The following is a 24,199-nucleotide window of genomic DNA, read 5'->3' as shown; positions in this document are numbered from 1 at the left end:
CGACACCGGGCGCCCTCAGACTCGCGGAAGCGGTCAGCGCGCGTCCGCCGCCTGGGCCTTCAGCGCGCGTTCCACGCCCGAGCGGGACTCGGAGACCAGGCGGCGCAGGGCCGCGTTGGGCTCGGCCGAGGCCAGCCAGGCGTCCGTCTTGTCCAGGGTCTCCTGGGAGACCTGGACCGTCGGGTAGAGGCCGATCGCGATCTGCTGGGCGATCTCGTGCGAACGGGCGTCCCAGATGCCCTTGACGACCTCGAAGTACGTGTCGGCGTACGGCGCGAGCAGCTCACGCTGGTCGGTCTGGACGAAGCCGCCGATCACGGCCTCCTGCACGGCGTTCGGCAGCTTGTCGGAGTCGACGACCGACGCCCACGCCTCCGCCTTGGCCTCCGGGGTCGGCCGGGCGGCCCGGGCGGTCGCCGCGTGACGCTCGCCGGCGGCCGTCTTGTCCCGCTCGTACTCCCCGGCGATCTCCGCCTCGTCGAACCGGCCGACCGCCGCGAGGCGCTCCACGAACGCCCAGCGCAGCTCGGTGTCGACGGCCAGGCCCTCGACCGTCTGCGTGCCGTCCAGCAGGGCCTCCAGGAGGTCGAGCTGCTCCGGGGTGCGGGCCGTGGCCGCGAACGCCCGCGCCCATGCCAGCTGGTGGTCGCTGCCGGCCGCCGCGGACCGCAGGTGGGCCAGCGTGGCGTCCGTCCAGCGGGTCAGCAGGGCCTCGCGGGCGCTCGGGTCGGCGTACAGGTCGACGGCGAGCTTGGCCTGCCGCTGCAGCGACTGGACCACGCCGATGTCGGACTCCTTGCCGATGCCGGACAGCACCAGGGACAGGTAGTCGTGGGTGGGCAGTTCGGCGTCCCGGGTCATGTCCCAGGCCGACGCCCAGCACAGGGCGCGCGGCAGCGACGACTCGAAGTCGCCGAGGTGCTCGGTCACGAACGCGAGGGACTGCTCGTCCAGCCGGACCTTGGCGTACGACAGGTCGTCGTCGTTGAGCAGGACGACGTCCGGACGGCGCTTGCCGACGAGCTGCGGGACGGCCGTCAGTTCGCCGTCGACGTCCAGCTCGACACGCTCGTCGCGCACCAGCTTGCCGCTGTCGTCGTCGAGGTCGTACAGGCCGACCGCGATGCGGTGCGGGCGCAGCGTGGGCTCGCCCTTCGCGCCGGCGGGGAGCGCGGGGGCCTCCTGGCGGATGGCGAAGGACGTGATGACGCCGTGGGCGTCCGTCTCGATCTCCGGGCGCAGGATGTTGATGCCGGCGGTCTGCAGCCACTTCTGCGACCAGGTGCCGAGGTCGCGTCCGGAGGTCTCCTCCAGCGCGCCCAGCAGGTCGGACAGGCGGGTGTTGCCGAAGGCGTGCCGCTTGAAGTAGGCCTGCACGCCCGCGAAGAACTCGTCCATGCCGACGTACGCCACGAGCTGCTTCAGGACGGAGGCGCCCTTGGCGTAGGTGATGCCGTCGAAGTTGACCAGGACATCGTCCAGGTCGCGGATCTCGGCCATGATCGGGTGGGTGGACGGCAGTTGGTCCTGCCGGTACGCCCACGTCTTCATGGAGTTGGCGAACGTGGTCCACGAGTGCGGCCAGCGCGACTGCGGTGAGTACGCCTGGCAGGCGATGGAGGTGTAGGTGGCGAACGACTCGTTCAGCCACAGGTCGTTCCACCACTCCATGGTGACCAGGTCGCCGAACCACATGTGGGCCAGCTCGTGCAGGATCGTCTCCGCGCGCAGCTCGTACGACGCGTCGGTGACCTTGGAGCGGAACACGTACTGGTCGCGGATGGTGACCGCGCCCGCGTTCTCCATCGCGCCCGCGTTGAACTCCGGCACGAACAGCTGGTCGTACTTCTTGAACGGGTACGTGTAGTCGAACTTCTCCTGGAACCAGTCGAAGCCCTGCCGGGTGACCTCGAAGATCGCGTCCGAGTCGAGGAACTCGGCGAGGGAGGGCCGGCAGTAGATGCCCAGCGGCACCGACTGCCCGTTCTTCTCGTACACGCTGTGGACGCTGTGGTACGGGCCGACGATGAGCGCGGTGATGTAGGTGGAGATCCGCGGGGTCGGCTCGAACACCCAGACGTCGTCCTTGGGTTCCGGCGTAGGCGAGTTGGAGATGACCGTCCAGCCGGTGGGGGCCTTCACCGTGAACTGGAAGGTCGCCTTCAGGTCCGGCTGCTCGAAGGACGCGAACACGCGACGGGCGTCCGGCACCTCGAACTGCGTGTACAGGTAGGCCTGTTCGTCGACCGGGTCGACGAAGCGGTGCAGGCCCTCGCCGGTGTTGGTGTAGGCGCAGTCGGCGACCACGCGCAGGACGTTACGGCCTTCCAGCAGTCCGGAGAGCGCGATCCGGGAGTCCTTGAAGACGTCGTCCGGCTCCAGCGCGTCCCCGTTCAGCGTCACCTCGTGGACGGTCGGGGCCACCAGGTCGATGAAGGACTCGGCGCCTCCCCCACGCTCGGCTTCGCTCGAGCGGGAGGGGCCCCCCTCGGCCACGTCGAAACGCACCGTGGTCACGGACCGATAGGTACCGCCCTCCTGCGCGCCGGACAGGTCGAGATCGATCTCGTACGAGTCAACGGTGAGCAGCTTCGCCCGCTGCTGCGCCTCTTCGCGAGTCAGGTTTGTGCCAGGCACGCGGTCATCTCCTCGTTATGTGTGGGTTGCGCCATCCTTCCACGGCATCCGCGGGGAACGCGATGTCCGTTTCCCGCCGGTGGGGCGGCCCGGCGCGCGCGACCGTGGACCCATGACGACGTACACCGCACGACCCATGGACCCGACGGTCCTCAAGGAGCTGCGCACGGCCGACGACGCGGGCCGCCCGGCCGTCCCGTTCACCGACGAGGAGGGCGGGGCGCCCCTGCGCTGCTGTCTGCGCCGCAGTGAGCCGGGCGAGCGCATCGCGCTCGTCTCCTACGCGCCCCTGCGCCGCTGGGCCGCCGAAACCGGCGCCTGCCCCGGGGCCTACGACGAGCAGGGCCCCGTCTTCATCCACGCCGAGGAGTGCACGGGCCCGGACGCGGACGGGTACCCCTTCGCCAACGAGCACCGCACGGTCCGCCGCTACTCGGCCGACGGGCACATCCTGGGCGGGGAGCTGGTCGACGCCCCGGACGACGACGCCTTCCGGAACGCGTTCGACGACCCGGCCGTGGTGCTCGTCCACGTCCGGGCCGTCGAGTACGGCTGTTTCCTCTACGAGGTCAGGAGGGGCTAGCCCTTCAGCTCGGCCGCCACCAGCTCCGCGATCTGCACCGCGTTCAGAGCGGCGCCCTTGCGGAGGTTGTCGTTGGAGATGAACAGGGCCAGGCCGTTGTCGACCGTCTCGTCGCGGCGGATGCGGCCCACGAAGGACGGGTCCTGGCCGGCGGCCTGCAGGGGGGTCGGGATGTCGGAGAGGGCGACGCCCGGGGCGCCCCCCAGGAGCTCCGTGGCGCGCTCCACCGACAGGGGGCGCGCGAAACGGGCGTTGACCTGGAGGGAGTGGCCGGAGAAGACCGGGACGCGGACGCAGGTGCCGGAGACCTTGAGCTCGGGGATCTCGAGGATCTTGCGGGACTCGTTGCGGAGCTTCTGCTCCTCGTCCGTCTCGTTCAGACCGTCGTCGACGATCGAGCCGGCGAGGGGGATCACGTTGAAGGCGATGGGACGCTTGTAGACGCCGGGCTCGGGGAAGTCGACCGCGCCGCCGTCGTGCGTCAGCTTGTCCGCGTCGGCGACGACCTTCTGCGCCTGGCCGTGCAGCTCCGCCACGCCCGCGACACCCGAGCCCGACACCGCCTGGTACGTCGCGACGACCAGCGCCTCCAGGCCGGCCTCCGCGTGCAGCGGCTTCAGAACCGGCATCGCGGCCATCGTCGTGCAGTTCGGGTTGGCGATGATGCCCTTGGGGCGGTCCGCGACCGCGTGCGGGTTCACCTCGGAGACGACCAGCGGGACCTGCGGGTCCTTGCGCCAGGCCGACGAGTTGTCGATCACTACCGCGCCCTGCGAGGCGACCTTCTCGGCCAGCGCCTTCGAGGTCGCGCCGCCCGCGGAGAACAGGACGATGTCCAGGCCCGAGTAGTCGGCCGTCGCCGCGTCCTCGACCGTCACGCCGTCCAGGGTCGTGCCGGCGGAGCGGGCCGACGCGAACAGGCGCAGCTCGGTGACCAGGCTGTGTCCATTCAAGAGGGCGCGTTCCTTGAGGATCCTGCGCATGACCGTGCCGACCTGACCGGTGGCTCCGACGATTCCGACCCTCACGGCGACTCCTCTGTGTCTCTTGCGTGTCTCTTTACATGCATGTTGCCTGGCCGAGGCTTTTCCATCATGCGGCCGACCCCGGCCCGCCTGTCCAATTTTTTGTCCCGCATGCCCGAGGAATGGGACGCCGCCCGTGCCAGTGTGACGCACGCCTCCGCACAATCCCCGGCCGTCCCGCCGAACGTTTCCGCGCCCTGCGGCGTCGTAGAGACACAGTGGGGTGGGAGGAGGGGTGGCTTTGCTGCGCAGAAAGGCCCGCCGCGCCCAAGGGGACCGGGTCGTGCACGGCGACGATCCTCTGGACGCGGCGCAGGAGCGCCGGGTGCGGGCGGTGCTCGCGCTGGGCGGGGTTCCGCAGTCGGACCTGCCGGACGGGGTACAGCAGGTACGTCTGCGGCTGCTGGAGCGCGCCGCGAAGGGGTACGAGGCCCCGCGCGACGTCTCCGCGTGGGCGGCGGTCGTCGCCTCCAACCTCGCCATGGACTGGCACCGCGCCAAGCGCCGCCAGGAGCGGCTGGGGGAGCGGCTGGCCTCGCTGCGCCAGCACGAGCACCCTTCCGGCGAGGACACCAGCGTGCTCTCCCTCGCCGTCGCCCAGGGCCTGGACGACCTGCCCGACGCCCAGCGTCAGGTCGTCGTCCTGCGCTTCTACGCCGACCTGCCGGTGCGCTCGATCGCCCAGGAGCTGGGAGTTCCGGAGGGCACGGTCAAGAGCCGCCTGCACACGGCGGTACGGGCCCTGCGCGCCCGCCTGCACGAGGACGAGGTGGTGTGACGTGACCGCGGAACACGAGGACCGCGCCGGACGCGAGAGCGGCGGCGCCGGGCCGGACGCGCTGATGGCGGCGATCACCGACGAGCGGCCGGCCGACGAGAGCCTCGCGGACGCCGCGTTCCTGGCGGAGTACCGCTCGGCGACCGCCGACCTCGCACTGCTGCGCGAGCAGCTCGGCCTCGTCGCGGACGCCCTGACGGAACCGGGCCGGGAGCCCGCGGCCGAGGCGGCCCCCGCACCGGTACGCCGACTGTCCGCCCCCCGCCGGCTCCGCCCCCTGGCCCTGCGCGCCGTGGGCGTCGCCGCCGCCGGGGCGCTGGTCTTCGGGGCCGGGTGGGTGGTCGTCCAGGGCGGGCACGGGGTGAGCGACGGCGCCGACGACAAGGCTTCGGCCAGCGACGCCTCCGCCGGCGAGGCGGGCGGCGGCGAGGCGGGCGCCAAGGCGTCCTCGGGCGCCGGCAGTCCCCTGCGCGACCCCGGTTACCTCGCCTGCGCCCGGCTCGTCGTGGAGGGCGACGTGACGGACGTCCACCGGCTGCCCGGCACGGCCCGTGAACGCGTCACCCTGCGCGTCACGCACGCGTACAAGCCCGCCAAGAGCGCTCCCCAGGTCGACTTCGTCGTGGAGGAGGGCATGGATCCGCTGCTCGACGAGGGCGACCACGTCCTGGTCGCCCTGGCGAAGGGGGCCGACACCCCCGAGGTCTGGGCGGTCGGCGCATCCGAGATCGCCACCGAGCGAGAGGCTCTCACCGACACACTCCCCGACACCGCGGGCGTCGCCTGCGAATAGGACCTGTCCTGGGCCGCGAACGAACGAAGGGCGGGCGCCCGGATGGCCGCCCGCCCCTTGTGCTCGTGCTCCCCTTGTGCTCGCGCTCAGGGTGTTACGGAGTGACCTTCTCGATCGTCACCTTGCCGAGGCCCGCGACGGTGCCCCGCGCGTTCACCAGCTGGACCTGGCCGAACAGGACCCGGCCCTCCGGTGCGACGGCCGCGGCGGTGACGGTCGCGGCGACCGTCGTCGAGGCGCCCGTGGCCAGCTTCACCGGCGTCGACTCGTCGACGGTGACGGTGCCCAGCGTGGGCGACAGGAACGCGTCCACGTAGTCGTACGCCGTCGTGCCGGCCGGGACCGAGTAGCCCGCGACCTCGATGGTGTACGTGCCGGCGGCGGGCGACGGGATGGAGACCGCCTCCTCCGCGTCACCGTCGGCCTGCTGCGCGACCTGGTCGCCGTTCGCGTCGTAGACCGTCAGGTCCAGGTCGGCGGAGGCGTCGGAGACGTTGCCGATGGAGACGTCCAGCGACTTGGCGCCCGCCGGGACCTCGACCGTGGTGGTCTGGGTCGCGCCGTCGGCGATGGTCGGGCGGGCCGTCTTGGACGAGCCGAGCGGGCCGCCGGCCAGCTTGCCGTCGAAGGCGGCGAAGTTGTTCTTCGCCTTCCAGGAGGCGGCGGTCGGGGCGCCGACCTTCGCCTCGGGCACGGTCACGGTCTCCGGGTCGAAGGCCACGCCGTAGACGGTGGCGTCCAGCTTGTACGGGTTGTCGAGCAGCGGCGAGGTGCGGCGCGACTCGACCTCGATCTCCCAGACCCCGGCCTGCGGGTTCTGGTACGAACGGGCGTCGGGCCGGCAGCCGTTGGTGTTGGGGTAGTTGCTGTAGCAGTAGATCGTGGAGCTGTCCTCGACCGCGACGCCGTACGGGTGGATCGAGATGAACCGCGTCTGGCTCTTGTCCTTCAGCCCGCCGATCGCGACCTCGAAGGACTTGGCGCCCTGCGGCACGGTCAGGAAGTACGACTGGAAGCTGTTGCGCTGCACGGTGTTCGACACGTGGAACGTGTGCTTCACCGGCGTCGAGACGACGACCGTGTTGAGGATCTGCTTGTCGAGGCCCTCGGTCTTCGGGTCGTCGACCTCCAGGATCGCGCTGGCGATGCCCGCGGCCTTCGGCTGGGCCTGGATCTTGACCGTCACCGGCTTGTTCAGCGGCAGCTTCACCTCGTCCGAGCCGAGGATCCTGAAGGTGCCGGCCGCGTTGTTCTCGAGGCGCAGCTTGTGGCGGATCGCCTTGTCGGCGCCGGACGTACGGGTGATGGTGACGTCGTACGTCTTCTTCTGCCCGGCCTTCAGGCCGCTCTCGCGGTCGTAGACGCCGGTGCCGAAGCCCGGGGTCTTCAGCGCCTGGTCGAGCGCGGTGTCGACCGGGGCCTTCACGGCGTAGTCGTGGGCGGTGGCGCCCTTCCTGATGGACTTCCAGGCGTCCACGATGTTGATGGCGCCCGAGCCCTCCTCGTACGCCTGCAGACCCTTGATGTGGTCGGCGGTCGAGGTCAGCGCCGTGCGCAGGGTCGCCGGGGTGAGGGCGATCCGGTGCTGCTTGGCGGCGGAGATCAGCAGCGCCGAGGCGCCCGCGGCCTGCGGGGAGGCCATCGAGGTGCCCTGGAGCATCGAGTAGCCGGCCGGCAGCGTGTAGCCCGACTCGGCGACCGGGGCGCCCGGCAGCCAGGTCTGGGTGGTGTTGATCGCGGCGCCGGGGGCGACGAGGGTCGGCGTGAAGCCGCCGTCCTCACGCGGGCCGCGCGAGGAGAACGGCAGCAGCGCGTACTTCTTCGTCACCTGCGAGCCGTAGTTGGAGGCCCAGGTCTCCTTGGAGATGGCCGCGCCGACCGAGATCACCTTGTCGGCCAGACCGGGGTCGCCGATGGTGTTCGCGCCGGGGCCCTCGTTGCCCGCCGAGATGACCAGCTGGACGCCGTAGGTGTCGATGAGGCGCGTGTACAGCTCGGCGCGCGCGTTGTTGCCGTCGTTCAGACCGGGCAGACCGCCGATCGACATGTTGACGATGTCGACGCCGCGGTTGACGACCAGGTCGATCATGCCCTCGGTGAGGGCGACGTTGGTGCAGCCCGGGCCGAAGATGCAGGCACGGGAGGAAACGATCTTCGCGCCGGGCGCGGCGCCGTTCATCTTGCCGCCGAACAGGCCGTTCGCGGCGGTGATGCCGGCGACGTGCGTGCCGTGCTCGCTGGCGATGAGACCGATGTTGGCGAAGTCGGCCTTCTTGCCGACCCAGTCGCCGCCGAACGGGTCCATCGGCACGTCCTTGCGGATCTGCACGACGAACGGCTGCCGCTCGACGACGTCGGTCGCCGGGTTGTCGGTGCCGAAGTACCCGATCTGGTAGCCGTCCTTGTACGGCTTCATCGCGGTGTCGTCGGTGAAGTCGCCGTTGTTGTTCACGTCGACGGTGACCGTGCCGGCCGCGGCGTCGTACAGGACGCCCCACGCGTCGGTGGTGTCGCCGTCGCGGTTGACGTCGCCCTTGGCGTCGCCGCCCGCGGTGGCGGACTCCCGGAAGAGGTTGATCTGGTACGAGCCGGCCTTCGCCGTCCAGGTCCGGCCGCCGAAGGTGAAGCTGGGCCCGGAGACCGAGGTCGTCATCGGGCGCCACGAGGCGTCGCCGTCGAGGATCGGGTCGGTGGACGTCACCCAGTCGACGATCTTGCGCTCGCCGGTGGTGGTCTTCTGCAGCGCGGGGTGCGCCAGGTCCACGCCGGAGTCGAGGACGCCGATGGTGACGCCGCGGCCGTCCGCCTTCGGGTTCTTCTTCACGAAGTCGACGGCGCCCGTCTCGAAGGACGGGTTGTACGGGTTCTTGGCGGGGGTGTTCTTGTTCGGCGCCGCGTAGGTCTTCGTCTTCGCCGCGGACTGCGCGGACTTGGCGCCCTTCGCGGCGTCCGCGTCCGGCGTCGGGTCGTCGAGGACGATGTCCTGACGCAGGTCGATGGCGTGCACCGAGGTCAGCTTGGCCGCGGCGGCGATCGCCGAGTCGGCCTTGGCCGTCGGGATCGTGGCGCGGACGTAGCCGACCTTGTCGTAGGACTGGCCGACCGAGCCGCCCTTGACCGCGTCCAGCTCCTTGGCGACCTGCTCGGTCTGGCCGGGGGCGGTCGCGACCATCAGCGTGACGTTCTTGTCGCCGTCGGCCTTGGCCTCGGCGAGCAGGGTGGCGTCGTCGGAGCCGAGCTTTTCGTGGGCGGACTTCACGCCCGGGTCGGCCGCGACCGGGGCCTGGCCGGTGTCGCCGGCGAAGGCCATGGGTATCGGCCCGGCCGCGGACAGCGCGGCCACCAGGCCGGCGGCCACGGCTATGCGGGCCACGCGTCTTGCGCCCGATATCGGTTCACGCTGGGGGGTGAGGGTCATCGGCATCCCTTGTAGGTAAAGGAACGAGCACCACATGATCAGGACGTTCCTGCCTGATCACGGTCGTCCGGAACGCGGTCCCGGATGACCGCAAAGCTTTACCTAACGGACTGGTGTTTGGGGAGAGTTGACCGAATCGATATGGATGTATGGGGAAAACCCTCTACGAGTTACCTGTGGGGAGTCTTCGTGAAGGGTGTGCGCGGGAGGTGGCCGGGATGTGGGCGATATTGCCCCTCCTGATCCGCCTCGAAGGGCTAACGTCCCCGTATGCGCAAGAAGTTGAGGGTGGCGGCCTACGCCGTCTGTGTCCGCGACGGCCAGGTTCTGCTCGCTCGCTCACCGGCCGCCGACGGCACCCCCGAGTGGGTGCTGCCCGGCGGCGGCATGGAACACGGTGAGGATCCCCTCGACGCCGTCGTGCGTGAACTGGACGAGGAGACCGGTTACCGCGTCGAGGTGACCGGCCTCCTCGGCATGGACTCCTCCCGCCGTGTTGTCCGCCGCGAGGGTCTGCGCGGCTCCCGGGACCACCACGGTCTGCGCATCGTCTACGAGGGCCGGATCATCGGCGGCGAACTGCGCTACGAGGTGAACGGCTCCACCGACCTGGCCGCCTGGCACGACCTGGACGCGGTCCCGGAGCTCACCCGGGTGCGCCTGGTCGACGTGGCGCTCAAGCTGTGGCGCGAGCGACCGGTGGACGGACGGGTGTCCGTGCAGTCGGAGGCCTGACGGCCGCGGGCCCGGGACCGGCCCACGAGTGACCTGCGCGTCACGCAGCATGCGCGGACATGTGACACCGCGTTCATCCGTACGAAATGTCCGTACCGCCTCATATCGGCTAACCCGCACTTCACGGGGGATGGCTTGATATCGGTGCAAGGCGGGTGATCGTGTGCGCAGGGGAAACGGACTGCGGGTGCTCTCGGTCTACGAGGGCTTCTTCTCCGGAGGGGCCCGGATCGTGCACAGCGACGTGGTGCTGGGACTGCGTGAGGGCGGCCAGCACCACAGGGTGCTCAGCGTCCACGGCGAGGTGCACCGCGAGGCCACCCGTCAGCGGATGGAGGACGACGCCTGCTACCGGAAGCTGACGGCGGCCGACGTGGGCATCACGTCTCTCGGGCGTACGTTCGGAACACGGGGGGCGGATCCGGCCGTCTTCACCGGCCCCGAGCTGGCCGACACCGCTCGGGCGACGGCCGACGCGGACGTCATCCTCTCCCTCAAGGAACAGCCCCTCGCCCTCCTGCGTCAGGCGGGCCTGCCGCGCCGCCCGGTCGTGGTCTGTCTGCACCGCTCCGACCCCGAGAACCAGGGCCGCGCCCTCGACGACCTCAAGGCCGCGATCGCCGACGGCACCGTCGCGGCCGCCGTGTGCTGCGCCGAGTCGACCCGGGCCGCGTACGAGGCGGCCGGCGTCCCGTCCGCCCTGCTCCACGTGATCCCGAACGGCGTCGACCTGATCCGCTTCCGCCCGGACGCGGCCCGACGCCTCGCGGTCCGGACGTCCCTGGACATCCCGGCCGGCGCCCCGGTCGTCGTCTTCGCGGCCCGCTACGACGGCATGAAGAACGTCCCCCTGTTCCTGGCGGCGGCCAGGGCGTGGCTGGCCGCCGTGCCGGACGGACACGTCCTGATGTGCGGGGCGGGCATGACGGCGGCGAACCCGGGCCTGGACGCGGACATCGCGACGGCGTTCGGCGACGAGGACCACGGGCGGCTGCACCGGCTCGGCGTACGCCAGGACATGGAGGCGGTCTACGCGGCCGCCGACGTGGTCGCGCTCACCTCCGCCTGGGGCGAGGCGGCCCCGCTGTGCCTCATCGAGGGCATGATGTGCGGGGCCGTGCCGGTGGCCACGGACGTCGGCGACAGCGCGGCGATCGTCGCGGGCCACGGCCTCGTGACCCCGCCGGCCCCGGACGCGATCGCGGCGGCCTGGACGGAGGCGGCGGCGAACCGTTCCGCCTACACCCCGGCCCTCACCGCGAGCCGGGAACGCTTCAGCCGCACGAGGATGATCGCGTCCTACGCGGCCCTGATCGACCAGGTCTACGCGGGAGCCCCGCTGAGCCTCACCTCCCCGGAAGACACCACGAACACCACGAACACCACCAACAACACGAACCACGGCTGACTACGGCTGAGTGCGCGCGAGTCGGTCGACGTCGTGGGCGCCCCTAGCGGGGCAGTACCACGACGTACGCGGCCGGGTCCCTGTCGTTCGAGGCCATCAGGGCCGTGCGGACCACCGCCGCCTGCTGTTCCATGGAGTGCCTGAGCTTCTTCGGGGTGATGTACACGACCGTGAGGCCCAGGCGCTCCAGGTGCTCGCGCTTGCGCGCGTACTCCGACCACAGGGCGTCCTCGTCCTGGCGCGGCGCCCGCGTGTCCAGCTCCACCGCCACCGCCTGCTCCGGCCAGTACGCGTCCAGGCCGCCCAGGTGGGGGCCGCCCGGCAGTCGGAGGTCGACGTTCCACACCGGGTCGGGGAGGCCGTACTCGCGCACCATCGTGTAGAGGCGGTTCTCCGCGATCGCGCGGCCCTCCGCGAGCAGCGAGTCCACCGCGTCCACCACGTGCGGCCGGCTCAGCAGCTTCGCGTCGTTCAACTCCCGTACCACCGAGGCCGGTTCGCAGTGGCCGCCGCGCACCGCCTCCGACAGCAGCCGCCGTACCGCCCCCGCGTCCGTCAGCTGTGCCACCGCGTCGGCCAGCGCGCGCGGCACCGGCGCCACCGGGACGCCCGTGGCCTGCTCCGGCGCCGGCAGGGCCGCCGTGCGGATGACGTGCGCGCAGCCCGTCGAGCGCAGTCGGCGCCGGCGCGGGACCAGGACGTCGATGTGCTCCAGGGAGAGCAGTGGCGGAGCCGCCGACAGGCCGTGCAGGTTCAGGGCCGCCAGGCCCGTGATCATCGCCTCCTGGTACACCGGCCGGTGCGGATCCCCGGCGCCCGGCTGGGCCGGCACCGCGGGCGCCGACGTCTCGCGGCCCGCGTACATCAGCACCGCGTGCAGTCGCTCCTCGCTGGTCGGCGGGCCCGGGTGGAGCAGGTACACGCCGGGGAGGAGCTGCTGCCAGGGGCCGCCGGGGCGGCACTGCTCGTTGGCCTCGGCCTGCGGGACGCCCTGCGCGCGGAGCTGGGCCGCCGTCGTGACGCGGCGCTGGACGTCCGACAGATGACGGATGGCGCGGGGGGACGCCGAGGGAACCTGGGGGAGCGGGGTGTTGGGGTTCATGCAACGGGGATTCCGCGCCCGGCCGGCGTCTTAACCGCTGTTACACGCCCGTCGACAAATCCGGACAAGCTCGCCCTAAAGGACGGGTGTTCGGATGCCGAGTAGGCACCGAAAACCCCTGGTCTCGCATGGGTGAGCCAGGGGTTACGGGTCCGATTGACTGAATTCCGTAACGGTGACCGTCAGCGGAATTCATGGCCAAAGATTCAGTCGGCTTGAGCCTCGGCCCCCGCCTCCGCCCCGGTGCCCGCCTCCGCCCCGGTCCCGGCCTCCGCCGCACACGCCTGTGCCCGCAGCGACCGCGCCAGGTCGTCCTGTGCCTCCAGCACCAGCCGCCGCAGCGCCGGCGCGGCCGACTCGTGCGCCGCCAGCCACGCGTCCGCCGCCTCCAGCGTCCCGGGGGAGTCCTGCAGCGACGGGAACAGGCCCCTGACGACGTGCATCGCGATCTGGATCGAGCGCTCCGACCAGATGCGCCCGATCGACGCGAAGTACTTCTCCGCGTACGGCGCGAGCAGCTCCCGCTGCGAGGGCTGGGAGAACCCCGCGATCGTCGCCTCCACCAGCGCGTTGGACAGCGCGTCCGACTCCACCAGCTGGGCCCAGGCCTGCGCCTTGACCGCCGCCGACGGGCGGGCGGCGAGGCAGCGCACCTGGTGCCGCTTGCCGGACGCCGTGTCGTCGCGGGCCAGTTCGGCCTCCAGCGCCTTCTCGTCGGCGAACCCGTGCGCGACCAACGGCTCCAGGAACACCCAGCGCAGCTCCTGGTCGACGTCCAGCCCGTCGATGGCGGCCGCGCCGTCCAACAGGCCCTGGAGCAGCTCGAAGTCCCCCGGGTCCTCGGCCGTCTGCGCGTAGAAACGCGCCCAGGCCAACTGGTGCTCGCTGCCCGGCTCGGCGGCGTACAGCTCGCGCTCGGCGCCCTCGGAGAGCAGGGCGCCGCCGCGCAGCCGCCAGTCCGGCGCCGCGTAGTGCACCAGCGCCGAGTCCGCCCACGCGTGCAGCATCTGCAGCACCCCGATGTCGGACTCGCGCCCCGCGAACCGCAGCACCAGGTCGACGAAGTCCTGCGCGGGCAGCAGCGCGTCCCGGGTCAGGTTCCACAGCGCCGACCAGCACAGGGCGCGGGCCAGCGGGTCGGTCATCGAGCCCAGGTGCTCCCGCAGCGTGGCCAGCGAGGTCGCGTCGAACCGGATCTTGCAGTACGTCAGGTCGTCGTCGTTGACCAGCACCAGCTCCGGGGCGGCCTCGCCCACCAGCTCCGTCACGACCGTACGCGGCCCGTCGACGTCCGCCTCGGCGCGCGCGTACCGCACCAGAGCGCCCTCCTGAAGGCGGTACAGGCCGATCGCCACCCGGTGCGGGCGCAGCTCCGGGTGCTCCGCCGGGGCGATCACAGCTGCCTCCTGGACCACCGCCAGCTCGCTCACCCGGCCCTCCGGGTCCAGCAGCACCTGCGGGGTCAGCGCGTTCACGCCCGCCGTCTGCAGCCAGGACCGCGCCCAGGCGCCCATGTCCCGGCCGCTGGTCTCGCCGAGCACCGACAGCAGGTCGCCGAGGCGCGTGTTGCCGTACGCGTGCCGCTTGAAGTAGCGGCGGGCGCCTTCCAGGAACGCGTCCTGCCCGACGTACGCCACCAGCTGCTTCAGGACGGAGGCGCCCTTGGCGTAGGTGATGCCGTCGAAGTTGAGCTTGGCGTCCTGCAGGTCGCGGATGTCGGCGGTGACCGGGTGGGTGGAGGGGAGCTGGTCGGCGCGGTAGGCCCAGGCCTTGCGGCGGTTGGCGAAGGTGATCCAGCCGTCGGTGAAGCGGGTCGCGCCGACGAGGGCGAACGCGCCCATGAAGTCCGCGAAGGACTCCTTCAGCCACAGGTCGTCCCACCACTCCATGGTGACCAGGTCGCCGAACCACATGTGGGCCATCTCGTGCAGGATGACGTTCGCCCGCGCCTCGTACGACGCCCGCGTCACCTTCCCCCGGAAGATGTACTCCTCCCGGAAGGTCACCAGACCCGGGTTCTCCATCGCGCCGAGGTTGTACTCGGGCACGAACGCCTGGTCGTACTTCCCGAAGGGGTACGGGTAGTCGAAGTGCTCGTGGAAGAAGTCCAGGCCCTGCCTGGTGACCAGGAACACGTCCTCGGCCTCGAAGTACGGCGCCAGACCCTTGCGGCACATCGCGCCGAGGGGGATCTCCAGCGTGGTGCCGTCACCGAGGTCACGGCTGTAGGAGTCCGTCACGTAGTGGTAGGGGCCGGCCACGACACACGTGATGTACGTCGAGATCGGCTTCGTCTCCGCGAACCGCCACACCCCGTCCGCGCGCTCGCCGACGCCGTTGCTCCACACCGTCCACTCCTCGGGCGCGCGCACCTCGAACCGGAACGGGGCCTTGAGGTCGGGCTGCTCGAAGTTCGCGAAGACCCGGCGGGCGTCGGCCGGCTCGTACTGGGTGTACAGGTACACCTCGCCGTCCTCGGGGTCGACGAAGCGGTGCAGGCCCTCGCCGGTGCGGGAGTACGCGCACTGCGCGTCGACGACCAGCTCGTTCTCCGCGGCCAGGTCCTCCAGGAGGATCCGGGCGCCGTCGAAGACCTCGCCGGGGTCGAGATCGCGGCCGTTGAGGGAGACGGACGTCACACTCGGCGCGATCAGGTCCGCGAAACTCGACGCGCCGGGCTCGTTGCAGCGGAAGCGGATCGTGGTGACCGACCGGAAGACGCCCGGCTCGCCGTTCCCGCCGGCGATCGCCGAACGCACGTCGAGGGACACGTCGTACCCGTCGACGGACAGCAGGGCGGCCCGCTCCCGGGCCTCGTCGCGGGACAGGTTCTCACCGGGCACGGGCGGTACTCCCTCGTTAGCGGCCTCAAGGCTCTGGACAGGAGCGATCCTGCCACGCACTCCTGACCTCGGGCAGTAGGGAATGCGCGGCACGGACGGCGGTGTTGTTCGTGGGACGTCCCGTATCTTGCGGATCTCTTGAGGAGAGACATGTCCGAGAAGACCCCCGTCGACTTCTGGTTCGACCCGCTGTGCCCCTGGGCCTGGATGACCTCCCGGTGGGTTCTGGAAGTGGAGAAGGTCCGTGACATCGAGGTGCGCTGGCACATCATGAGCCTCGCCGTCCTCAATGAGAACAAGCTCGACGAGCTGCCCGAGGAGTACCGGGAGATGCTCGCGGTCAAGGCCTGGCAGCCGGTCCGCGTGGTCACCGCCGCCTGGCAGAAGCACGGCGCCGACGTCCTCGGCCCGCTCTACACCGCGCTCGGCACCCGCATCCACAACGAGGGCGAGGGCCCCACCCTGTCGGCCATCGCCGGCGCCCTCGCCGACGTCGGCCTGCCCGCCGACCTGATCGACTACGCCGAGCAGAAGGACTTCGAGTTCGACGCCGAGCTGCGCGCCTCCCACAAGGAGGGCATCGACAAGGTCGGCCAGGACGTCGGCACCCCGGTCATCGCCGTGCCCGGCCCCGACGGCGAGCAGATCGCCTTCTTCGGCCCCGTCGTCACCCCCGCCCCCAAGGGCGAGGAGGCCGCCCGCCTCTGGGACGGCACCCTCGCGGTCGCCTCCGTCCCCGGCTTCTACGAGATCAAGCGCACCCGCACCAAGGGCCCCGACTTCAGCAACCTGTGACACCGGCCGGCGGGCCGTCTCACGGCCGGCGCAGCAGTCCCCGCTCCATGGCCACCACCACCGCCCGGGTCCGGTCGTTCACGTCCAGCTTGGCGAACAGACGCAGCAGGTGGGTCTTGACGGTGGCCTCGGAGATGACGAGGCGCCGGCCGATCTCGGCGTTGGTCAGCCCGTCGGCGACCGCGCCGAGGACGTCCGTCTCCCGGGCCGTCAGCGCCTCCTGCACCGGGCGCCGCATCCGGGCGACCAGCTTCTCCGCCACCCGGGGCGCGAGCACCGTCTCGCCGCGCGCCGCCGCCCGGATCGCGTCGACGAGCTGCTCGCGCGTGGTGTCCTTCAGCAGGTAGCCGATGGCGCCGGCCTCCACCCCGCGCTCGATGTCCGAGTCCGTGTCGTACGTCGTCAGGATCAGCACCCGGGTGCGGGGGTGCCGGGCGACGATCTCGGTCGTCGTCGTGACCCCGTCGAGGACCGGCATCCGCAGGTCGACGAGGGCCACGTCCGGGTCGTGCCGCTCGACGAGGTCGAGGGCGGCACGGCCGTCGCCCGCCTCGCCGACGATCTCGATGCCGTCCTCCCCGGCCAGCAGCGCGATCACCCCGGCCCGCATGACGGTGTGGTCGTCGACCACCACCACCCGCAGCGTCGCCGCCTCGCTCATGCCGACCCCTCTTCCGACGTCTCCTGCGCGATCGTCGCCGGGATCATCGCCAGGACCCGCGTCCCGTCCCCGACCGAGCTGGTCACCGTCAGCCGTCCGCCCAGTTCCGCCGTCCGCTTGCGCATCCCGTCCAGTCCGAAGCCCCGCGACTCCTCCACCGCGAACCCGGCGCCGTCGTCGGTGATCTCCAGCTCCACCGCGTACGGCCGCCGGGCCAGCACCACGCCCACCGTGGAGGCCCGGGCGTGCTTGCGCACGTTGGCCAGGGACTCCTGGGTGCAGCGCAGCAGCGCGATCCGGGTCTGCTGGTCGCAGTCGAGGTCGGCCAGCTCGGCGTGCACGGCGAGCCCGGTGTCCTCGGCGAACCGGTCCAGGATCCGCCGCAGGGTCACGGCGACCGAGCCCGCCGCCACCCCGCCCGGCTGCCCGCCCGCCCCGACCAACTCCCGTGCCTCCGCGAGGTTTTCGCGGGCCGTCGACTCGATCGACCGTAACTGCTGGGCGCTGCGCGCCGGATCGGCCGCGATCTGGGCCCGGGCCGCCTCCGCGAGCACCACGATCGACGCGAAGCCCTGCGCGAGGGTGTCGTGGATCTCCCGCGCCAGCCGCTCCCGCTCGTCCGCCGCGCCCTGCCGCTGGTGCGCCTCGGACAGCTGGGCCTGCGTCTGCTCCAACTCCTCGATCAGCCGGGCGCGTTCGGTGCTCTGCTCGACCACCGAATGCGCCCACAGCCCGATCAGCGCCCCCACCGCGACGACGATCAGGGTGCCCACGATCGTCTCGCCGAGGAACTCCGCCGTCCAGCCGCCCTGCTGCAGCCAACTCCCCAGCAGCGTCGCGACGGCGGCGAGTCCGAGGAACCCCATGGAGATCCTCGGGGTCCGCCCGAACATCCAGTAGTGCGGCAGCGTCACCATGAACAGCGACGCGTAACTGCTGCGCAGATACGCCAGCCCGCCGAGCGCGAGCACCAGCACCATGAGGTAGCCGTGCGGCCGGACCACGGGGTTGCCCGGGAAGCGGTCCAGGAGCGCGTAGCTCAGCACCGCGCACCCCAGCAGCGCCAGCGCCCCGTACCTTTCGCCGGGCCGGCCCTGCGAGACGATCCCGGCGGCCATCGCGGCGAACAGCACCCAGCAGATCGTGTTCCAGCGGCGCAGCGAGGTGGCCCATAAGGTGTCGGCAGAGGCGCCGGCGAGAACGGTCATGCCGATCAACGTACGTCGACCACCGGCCGGTCGGGGGGCAGTTGGGCCTGCGGAGCAGCCGCCGCCCGCACCGGCGGCCTCGACGGCCACCAGCTGCGCTCGCCCAGCAACAGCATCGCCGACGGCAGGATCAGGATGCGTACGACGAAGGCGTCCAGCAGGACGGCCGCCGCGAGCACGAACCCGATCTGTTTCATCTCGATGATGTGCAGGAAGACGAAGCTCACGAACACGGTCGTCATCACGACCGCCGCGCTGGTCACCACGCCGGCCGACCGGCGGACCCCGTCGAGGACGGCCTGCCGGGTCGGGGTCCCGGCCAGCACGGCCTCCCTGATCCGGCTCACCACGAACACCTGGTAGTCCATGGACAGCCCGAAGAGGATCACGAACAGGAACAGCGGAACCCGCGAGCCGATCGAGCCGGTGGAGTGGAAGTCCAGCGGCCCCTCGGCCCAGGTGTGCTGGAACACCAGCACCAGCAGCCCGAGCGCGGCCGCCGCCGACAGCAGGTTCAGCGCGACGCCGATCAGGCCGAGGGTGACGGAACGGAACGCGTACAGCGTCATCAGGAAGGTCACCAGCAGCAACGCCCCGAGGACGAGCGGGATTCTGCTGTTCTGGTGCGCCGGATAGTCGGTGTACCGGGCGACGTCACCGCTCACGCCGTACTCCGCGCCGCTGATCCGGCCGACGGTGGCGGGCAGGTAGTCGTCGCGCAGATGGTCCAGGGAGTCGTAGGCCTGCTCGGAGTCGCCCAGGTACGGCACACGCAGTTCCAGGGTGCTGATCCGGTGGTCGGCGGAGGTGCGCAGCCGGTGCGCGCCGGTGAACAGGGGGTCGGCTTCCGCACGCCGGGCCAGCTCCCGCAGGGCTCCGCCGACCGCTTCGGCCTGCGCCGCCTCGGCGCGTACGACGACCTGGTGGGTGACCCGGTGCTCCGGGAACGCCGCGTTGAGCCGGTCGTACACCCGCATCGCGGGGATCTCGCGGGAGTGGGTGTCCCGGCTCATCTCCGTGAGGTGCAGTCCGGCCAGCGGGACGACGAGCGCGAGCAGGGCGAGGACGGAGACGCAGAGCGTGGCGAGCGGGTGCCGGGAGGCGGGACGCAGCAGCGCCGTCCAGACCCGGCCGCCGCCCTCGCCGCGGGTGCGGCGGGCGGGCTTGCCCCGCTCGGCCCGGCGGGCCGCCCTGCGCTCGGCCCGCCTTCCCAGCACGGTCAGCAGGGCGGGCAGCGCCGTCAGGGAACTGGCCATCGCGACCAGCACGACCACGACGGTGCCGGTGGCCAGTGAGGAGAAGATCACGTCCGAGGCCAGATACAGGGTGGCCGTCGAGGCGACGACCGCGAACCCGGAGACCACCACCGCCCGGCCCGAGGTGGCCGCGGCCAGCTCCACCAGCGCCTCGGAGCTCAACCGCCCCCCGCTGCGGTCCCGTTCCTCACGCTCGCGCTTCAGATAGAAGAGCGTGTAGTCGACGCCGACGGCGAGGCCGATCATCAGGATGACGTTCGTGCCGATCCCCGTGTCGGGGGAGAGGTGCGAGGCCGCCATCGACAGCCCCACGGCCGCCGCGATCGAGGACAGCGCGAGCAGCAGCGGCACGGCGGCCATGGTGAGCGAGCCGAACACGACCAGCAGGGTCAGCAGCGTGACCGGCAGGGTGATCTTCTCGGAGAGCGCGAGATCGTCACCGCGCTGCTCGTCGACTCCCTTGCTGATGGACGGACTTCCGGTCTCCTGGAGCAGCAGCTCGGGGTGGGCCTGCTGGACGGCCCCGGTCTGCGCGGTGAGCGCGTCGACCTTGTCCTTCGCGTCCCGCTCCTCGCCCTTCAGGGCCACCTCGACCATGAGGATCCGCCCGTCGGCGGACCGGACCGGCGCGGCGACCTCCGCGACCTCGGGCAGCCGCTCCATCCGGGCGGTGAGCTCGCGGACGGCCGCCCCGGCGGCGGACGCGTCGAGGGTCCCGGACCGCGCCGAGACCAGCACCTGCTCGGTGGACCTGCGTTCCAGTTTCCCCTCGGCCGCCATGGCCTCGGCCCGCCCGGCCTCGCCGACCCGGTAGTCGGCTGTTTTCGCGCTGTTCATCCCGACGGCACTGCCGACCGCCAGACACAGCGCCACGAACACCAGCCAGCCGACGATCGCCCGCCAGGGGTGCCGCGCGCTGGAACGCGCCATGCGCACAGTGAGTGAGTTCATGCCCAAAAGCCTGGTTGACCAGGGCAGTTGCCGGACAGAGGCACCCGGTTGAACTTCCCGTCCACCGATCGGTGGACGGGAAGCTGGGGGAAAACCCCCACGGGGAAGGGGGGAAACCCCTATGGAGCGTGGCTAGGCGGCTACGGACGTGTAGTGCGCCGCGTCTCCCTCGATCGCGTAGCTCTCCTTGCCGTCGACGCCGACCGGGATGTCGCCGGCGACCGTCACCCGGTGCAGCCGACGGGGCCGGCCGTCGTAGTTGTCGACCGCGTAGTGCTGGGTGATGCGGTTGTCGAACAGGACCAGCTGGTTCGGCGACCAGCGGTGGCGCAGGATGTTCTCCGGCCGGGTGACGTACGACTGGAGCAGGTCGAGGATCTTGCGGGACTCGGCGACCGAGAGGCCCACGACGCGCTGCGCGAACCCGCCGATGAACAGGCCGCGTTCGCCGGTCAGAGGGTGCACGCGGACCACCGGGTGGACCGTGCGGTACTTGATCGAGGTGAACTGGGCGCGCGCGGCGGCCTGCTCCTCGTCGACCGTCTCCTGCGGCGCCGCGTAGTCGTAGTCGTTGGTGTGCTCGGCCCACAGGCTGTCGGCGAGCTGCCTGAGCGGCTCCGGCAACTGGCGGTAGGCGGCCGCCGAGCTGGTGATCAGGGTCTCGCCGCCGTACGGCGGGAGGACCAGGCTGCGCAGGGTGCTGGCCTGCGGCGGGTTGAGGACGAAGGTGACGTCGGTGTGCCAGTGGTTGGCGGCGCGGCCGCGCTCGCTGTCGACCGGCAGCACGTTCGGGGCGCCGTCGACGGCCGGCACCGTCGGGTGGGCGGTGGTGAGGTCGCCGAAGTGGCGGACGAAGGCCTGCTGGCCCTCGTCGTCCAGGTTCACGTCGTCGAAGACCAGGGCCTTGTGGACGTTGAGCGCGTCGCGCAGGGCGGTCTGGGTCTCCTCGTCGAGGGGCTTGGCGAGGTCGACGCCCGAGACCTGGGCGCCGATGTTCGCGGTGACCTTGCGGATCTCGATGCTCATGGGAGGGGCCTTTCGGAGGAGGGTCAGACGAGGGCGGGCGCGGGAGCGGGAGCGGGTGCGTACTGGTTGGCGGGGCGCGGGAGGCCGTATCTCTCGCGCAGGGTCGTGCGCGGGCCGTACTCGGTGCGCAGCAGGCCGCGGGCGCGCAGGAGCGGTACGACGTGGTCCACGAAGGCGTCCAGACCGGAGGGCAGGACGGCGGGCATGATGTTGAAGCCGTCGGCGGCACCCTGGGTGAACCAGGTCTGGATCTTGTCGGCGACCTGCTCGGGCGTGCCCGCGAAGGTGAGGTGCCCGCGCCCGCCGCCGAGCCGCCCGATCAGCTGCCGGACGGTGAGCCGCTCGCGCCGGGCGAGCTCCACCACGAGGGTGTAGCGGCTCTTGGCGCCCTCGACGGCGTCCTCGGAGGGCAGTCCGGCCGGCAGTTCGCCGTCCAGCTCCAGTGAACCGTCCGGCAGTTGCAGCAGCCGCTCCAGGTTGGCGACCCCGTGCCGGTGCACGATGTGGTCCTCCAGCACCTGCTCGGCGGCCCGCGCCTCGGCCTCCGTGGAGCCGAGCACCGGGACGATGCCGGGCAGCACCTTGAGGTGCTCGGGAGCGCGACCGGCCGCTGCCGTACGTGCCTTGAGGTCGGCGTAGAAGGCCTGCGCGTCGGCGAGCGTCTGCTGCGCGGTGAACACCGCCTCCGCGTACCGAGCGGCGAACGCCTTGCCGTCCTCGGACGACCCCGCCTGCACCAGCAGCGGGTAACCCTGCGGCGAGCGCGGGACGTTGAGCGGGCCCTCGACGCTGAAGTACGTACCCCGGTGCCGGGGCGGATGGATCTTGGCGTCGTCGCCCCAGACCCCGGACGCCTTGTCGGCGACGATCGCGTCGTCCTCCCAGCTGTCCCACAGCTTCAGCGCCACGTCGAGGAACTCGGCGGCACGGGCGTACCGCTCGGCGTGCGCGGGCTCGGCGTCCAGACCGAAGTTGCGGGCGGCCTCCGCCCCGGCCGTCGTGACGATGTTCCAGCCCGCCCGGCCGCCGCTGACGATGTCGAGGGAGGCGAACTTGCGGGCCAGGTTGTAGGGCGAGTTGTAGGAGGTCGACGCGGTGGCGATGAGACCGATGTGCCGAGTCGCCGTCGCCAGCGCGGTGAGCAGGGTGAGCGGCTCCAGCGCGCCGGCCGGGCGCTGCGCGAGGTTGCCCCACAGCTGCGGTCCGTCGGCGAGGAAGAGCGAGTCGAAGGTGCCGCGCTCGGCGATCCGGGCCAGGTGGACGTAGTGGTCCAGCTCCACGTGCGCGTACGGATCGCTCTCCGGGAGCCGCCAGGACGCCTCGTGATGGCCGGTGTTCATGAGGAACGCGTTGAGGTGGAGCTGTCGGTCGTGGTCAGCCGTGGTCACGTGAGGTCCTCCGTGACGCCCAGGGCCGCGAGCAGCCGTTCGCGGTACTCGCCGAGCAGCGGGTCCCGGTACGAGCGCGGGTGCGGGCGGTCGATGGTCAGGTCGAGGCCGATACGGCCGTGGTCGAGGACGAGGACCCGGTCGGCGAGCACGATCGCCTCGTCCACGTCATGGGTGACGAGCAGCACGGAGGGCCGGTGGCGCTCCCACAGCTCGCGCAGCAGTCCGTGCATCCTGATCCGGGTGAGGGCGTCCAGCGCCCCGAACGGCTCGTCCGCGAGCAGGAGTTCGGGTTCGCGGACCAGCGAGCGGGCGAGCGCGGCGCGCTGCGCCTCTCCGCCGGACAGCTCGCCGGGCCAGGCCCGCTCGCGGCCCGCCAACCCCACTTCGGCGAGGGCCGCGCGTCCCTTCCGCTCGGCCTCCTTGCCGTCCAGCCCCAGCAGTACGTTGTCCAGCACCCGCCGCCAGGGCAGCAGCCGGGAGTCCTGGAAGACGACCGACACCCGCTCCGGCGCGGTGAGCGCACCGCTGCCGACGACCTCGTGGTCGAGGTGGGCGACCGCCCGCAGCAGGGTGCTCTTGCCGGACCCGCTGTGCCCGAGGAGCGCCACGAACTGTCCGTCGGGGATGTCGAGGTCGATGCCGTCGAGGACCGGCCGTCCGTCGAACGACCGGGTCAGGCCGCGCAGTCGGACGGCGGCGGGGCGGGTCAGCTGCTCAGTGTGCGGCGCCATGACAGTGCCCTCCTTTCGATGAGACGGACCGCGCTGTCGGAGACGAGACCGAAGACGCCGTAGATCAGGAGGCCGACGAGGATGACGTCCGACTGGCCGTAGTTCTGGGCCTGGAACATCAGGTAGCCGAGGCCGCTGGTGGCGTTGATCTGCTCCAGGACCACCAGACCGAGCCAGGAGCCGGTCACCCCGAGCCGGAGTCCCACGAAGAATCCGGGCAGGGCGCCCGGGATCACGATCTGCCGGATGAACGCGACCTTCGACAGGCCCTGCACCTCGGCGAGTTCGACGTACCGGTGGTCGATGCCGGACAGCGCGGCATGGGTGTTGAGGTAGATCGGGATGTAGACGACGATGGCGATGATCGCGATCTTGAAGGTCTCGCCGATGCCCAGCCAGAGGATGAACAGCGGGATCAGGCCGAGGGTCGGGATCGCCCGGTTGAGCTGCACGGTCCCGTCGATCAGCGCCTCCCCGGTCCGGGTCAGCCCGGACGCCAGCGCGAGCGCCACCCCGGCGACCAGACCGATCGCGAAGCCGTAACCGGCGCGCTCCAGCGAGGTGAGGACGTCGGTGGGCAGCGTCCCGTCGGTCCACAGCCGGGCACCGGTGCGCACCACCGTCCAGGGCGCGGGGATCGCCCCGGTGTCCAGCCGGCCGGCGGCCGACGCGGCGGCCCACACGGCGATCAGGAGCAGGGGCCCGGCGAGGCGGGCGGCGGGCAGCCGTTTGCCGGGGGTGAGCCCGCGACGCCGGCGGCGACGGGCACGGGAGCGTTCGTCGGCGGTGACGACGGGGGCGGCGGTCCCCGTCGTGGTCCCGGACGTGGTTCCAGTCGTGGTCACGGTCGTGGTCATG

At 71.5% G+C, this 24,199-nt stretch carries 18 protein-coding genes; 6 read left to right on the top strand and 12 right to left on the bottom strand.

Annotated features, from left to right (window positions below; translation table 11 throughout):
• Nucleotides 1-33: 33 nt before the first annotated feature.
• Complete coding sequence (gene pepN / locus ACIBAF_RS04440; RefSeq protein WP_399461587.1) at nt 34-2,637, bottom strand: aminopeptidase N; 2,604 nt, start codon at nt 2,635-2,637, stop codon at nt 34-36.
• A 112-nt stretch (nt 2,638-2,749) separates the two neighbouring features.
• Here pepN (ACIBAF_RS04440) and ACIBAF_RS04435 point away from each other — a divergent pair, with 112 nt between their 5' ends.
• Nucleotides 2,750-3,220, top strand: a complete 471-nt coding sequence (locus ACIBAF_RS04435; RefSeq protein WP_399461586.1) for a DUF1203 domain-containing protein — start codon at nt 2,750-2,752, stop codon at nt 3,218-3,220.
• Here the strand turns inward: ACIBAF_RS04435 and ACIBAF_RS04430 are convergent.
• Nucleotides 3,217-4,248, bottom strand: coding sequence for an aspartate-semialdehyde dehydrogenase (locus tag ACIBAF_RS04430; RefSeq protein ID WP_399461585.1), 1,032 nt, complete (start codon nt 4,246-4,248; stop codon nt 3,217-3,219). The genes ACIBAF_RS04435 and ACIBAF_RS04430 overlap by 4 nt on opposite strands.
• A 232-nt stretch (nt 4,249-4,480) precedes the next feature.
• Here ACIBAF_RS04430 and ACIBAF_RS04425 point away from each other — a divergent pair, with 232 nt between their 5' ends.
• Both ACIBAF_RS04425 and ACIBAF_RS04420 read left to right on the top strand, forming a co-directional pair.
• On the top strand, nt 4,481-5,023 hold the full coding sequence (locus tag ACIBAF_RS04425; protein WP_399461584.1) for an RNA polymerase sigma factor: 543 nt from the start codon (nt 4,481-4,483) through the stop codon (nt 5,021-5,023).
• 1 nt (nt 5,024) lies between these two features.
• Entirely contained in the window at nt 5,025-5,816 is a 792-nt protein-coding gene (locus ACIBAF_RS04420; RefSeq protein WP_399461583.1) for a hypothetical protein, read from the top strand.
• 94 nt (nt 5,817-5,910) lie between these two features.
• Here ACIBAF_RS04420 and ACIBAF_RS04415 read toward each other — a convergent pair whose 3' ends face one another.
• Complete coding sequence (locus ACIBAF_RS04415; protein ID WP_399461582.1) at nt 5,911-9,234, bottom strand: S8 family serine peptidase; 3,324 nt, start codon at nt 9,232-9,234, stop codon at nt 5,911-5,913.
• A gap of 270 nt (nt 9,235-9,504) precedes the next feature.
• On the opposite strand from ACIBAF_RS04415, the gene ACIBAF_RS04410 reads away from it, so the two are divergent.
• Nucleotides 9,505-9,969, top strand: coding sequence for an NUDIX hydrolase (locus ACIBAF_RS04410; protein WP_399461581.1), 465 nt, complete (start codon nt 9,505-9,507; stop codon nt 9,967-9,969).
• A gap of 187 nt (nt 9,970-10,156) precedes the next feature.
• Nucleotides 10,157-11,377, top strand: a complete 1,221-nt coding sequence (locus tag ACIBAF_RS04405) for a glycosyltransferase (RefSeq protein WP_399461619.1) — start codon at nt 10,157-10,159, stop codon at nt 11,375-11,377.
• Nucleotides 11,378-11,420: 43 nt separating this feature from the next.
• Here ACIBAF_RS04405 and ACIBAF_RS04400 read toward each other — a convergent pair whose 3' ends face one another.
• The gene (locus tag ACIBAF_RS04400; RefSeq protein WP_399461580.1) at nt 11,421-12,479 is read right to left on the bottom strand and encodes a hypothetical protein; all 1,059 of its coding nucleotides are present in this window, start codon (nt 12,477-12,479) and stop codon (nt 11,421-11,423) included.
• Nucleotides 12,480-12,685: 206 nt separating this feature from the next.
• A complete protein-coding gene (gene pepN / locus ACIBAF_RS04395) occupies nt 12,686-15,322 on the bottom strand; it encodes an aminopeptidase N (RefSeq protein ID WP_399461579.1) in 2,637 nt (878 codons plus the stop codon).
• Between the two features lie 150 nt (nt 15,323-15,472).
• Between pepN (ACIBAF_RS04395) and ACIBAF_RS04390 the strand changes: the two genes are divergently transcribed.
• Nucleotides 15,473-16,117: a DsbA family protein gene (locus ACIBAF_RS04390; protein WP_399461578.1), complete on the top strand. Its 645-nt coding sequence runs from the start codon at nt 15,473-15,475 to the stop codon at nt 16,115-16,117.
• A gap of 19 nt (nt 16,118-16,136) precedes the next feature.
• On the opposite strand, the gene ACIBAF_RS04385 is transcribed toward ACIBAF_RS04390, so the two are convergent.
• The 7 genes from ACIBAF_RS04385 to ACIBAF_RS04355 form a co-directional block, all read right to left on the bottom strand.
• A complete protein-coding gene (locus ACIBAF_RS04385; RefSeq protein WP_399461577.1) occupies nt 16,137-16,778 on the bottom strand; it encodes a response regulator in 642 nt (213 codons plus the stop codon).
• Nucleotides 16,775-17,986, bottom strand: coding sequence for a sensor histidine kinase (locus ACIBAF_RS04380; protein ID WP_399461576.1), 1,212 nt, complete (start codon nt 17,984-17,986; stop codon nt 16,775-16,777). The genes ACIBAF_RS04385 and ACIBAF_RS04380 overlap by 4 nt, the downstream gene beginning before the upstream one ends.
• 5 nt (nt 17,987-17,991) lie before the next feature.
• Nucleotides 17,992-20,193 (bottom strand): MMPL family transporter, encoded by a 2,202-nt coding sequence (locus tag ACIBAF_RS04375; protein WP_399461575.1) that lies wholly within the window; start codon nt 20,191-20,193, stop codon nt 17,992-17,994.
• A 132-nt stretch (nt 20,194-20,325) separates the two neighbouring features.
• On the bottom strand, nt 20,326-21,219 hold the full coding sequence (locus ACIBAF_RS04370) for a TauD/TfdA dioxygenase family protein (RefSeq protein ID WP_399461574.1): 894 nt from the start codon (nt 21,217-21,219) through the stop codon (nt 20,326-20,328).
• Between the two features lie 23 nt (nt 21,220-21,242).
• Complete coding sequence (locus ACIBAF_RS04365; protein WP_399461573.1) at nt 21,243-22,607, bottom strand: LLM class flavin-dependent oxidoreductase; 1,365 nt, start codon at nt 22,605-22,607, stop codon at nt 21,243-21,245.
• Complete coding sequence (locus ACIBAF_RS04360) at nt 22,604-23,341, bottom strand: ABC transporter ATP-binding protein (RefSeq protein ID WP_399461572.1); 738 nt, start codon at nt 23,339-23,341, stop codon at nt 22,604-22,606. Before ACIBAF_RS04360 ends, ACIBAF_RS04365 begins: the two co-directional genes overlap by 4 nt.
• On the bottom strand, nt 23,317-24,198 hold the full coding sequence (locus tag ACIBAF_RS04355; protein ID WP_399461571.1) for an ABC transporter permease: 882 nt from the start codon (nt 24,196-24,198) through the stop codon (nt 23,317-23,319). Before ACIBAF_RS04355 ends, ACIBAF_RS04360 begins: the two co-directional genes overlap by 25 nt.
• Nucleotide 24,199: the final 1 nt, after the last annotated feature.

This window comes from Streptomyces sp. NPDC051677, from assembly GCF_044453465.1.
Classification (GTDB): Bacteria; Actinomycetota; Actinomycetes; order Streptomycetales; family Streptomycetaceae; genus Streptomyces.
Note: the sequence above shows the minus strand (reverse complement) of the source record. Positions and strands in the feature narration are given on the sequence as shown.

Coding starts and splice junctions, on each gene's coding strand:
- ACIBAF_RS04400 (WP_399461580.1), bottom strand. CDS start 12,479: ATGAACCCCAACACCCCGCTCCCCCAGGTTCCCTCGGCGTCCCCCCGC.
- ACIBAF_RS04410 (WP_399461581.1), top strand. CDS start 9,505: ATGCGCAAGAAGTTGAGGGTGGCGGCCTACGCCGTCTGTGTCCGCGAC.
- ACIBAF_RS04385 (WP_399461577.1), bottom strand. CDS start 16,778: ATGAGCGAGGCGGCGACGCTGCGGGTGGTGGTGGTCGACGACCACACC.
- ACIBAF_RS04360 (WP_399461572.1), bottom strand. CDS start 23,341: ATGGCGCCGCACACTGAGCAGCTGACCCGCCCCGCCGCCGTCCGACTG.
- ACIBAF_RS04355 (WP_399461571.1), bottom strand. CDS start 24,198: ATGACCACGACCGTGACCACGACTGGAACCACGTCCGGGACCACGACG.
- ACIBAF_RS04390 (WP_399461578.1), top strand. CDS start 15,473: ATGTCCGAGAAGACCCCCGTCGACTTCTGGTTCGACCCGCTGTGCCCC.
- ACIBAF_RS04435 (WP_399461586.1), top strand. CDS start 2,750: ATGACGACGTACACCGCACGACCCATGGACCCGACGGTCCTCAAGGAG.
- ACIBAF_RS04375 (WP_399461575.1), bottom strand. CDS start 20,193: ATGAACTCACTCACTGTGCGCATGGCGCGTTCCAGCGCGCGGCACCCC.
- ACIBAF_RS04370 (WP_399461574.1), bottom strand. CDS start 21,219: ATGAGCATCGAGATCCGCAAGGTCACCGCGAACATCGGCGCCCAGGTC.
- ACIBAF_RS04380 (WP_399461576.1), bottom strand. CDS start 17,986: ATGACCGTTCTCGCCGGCGCCTCTGCCGACACCTTATGGGCCACCTCG.
- ACIBAF_RS04415 (WP_399461582.1), bottom strand. CDS start 9,234: ATGACCCTCACCCCCCAGCGTGAACCGATATCGGGCGCAAGACGCGTG.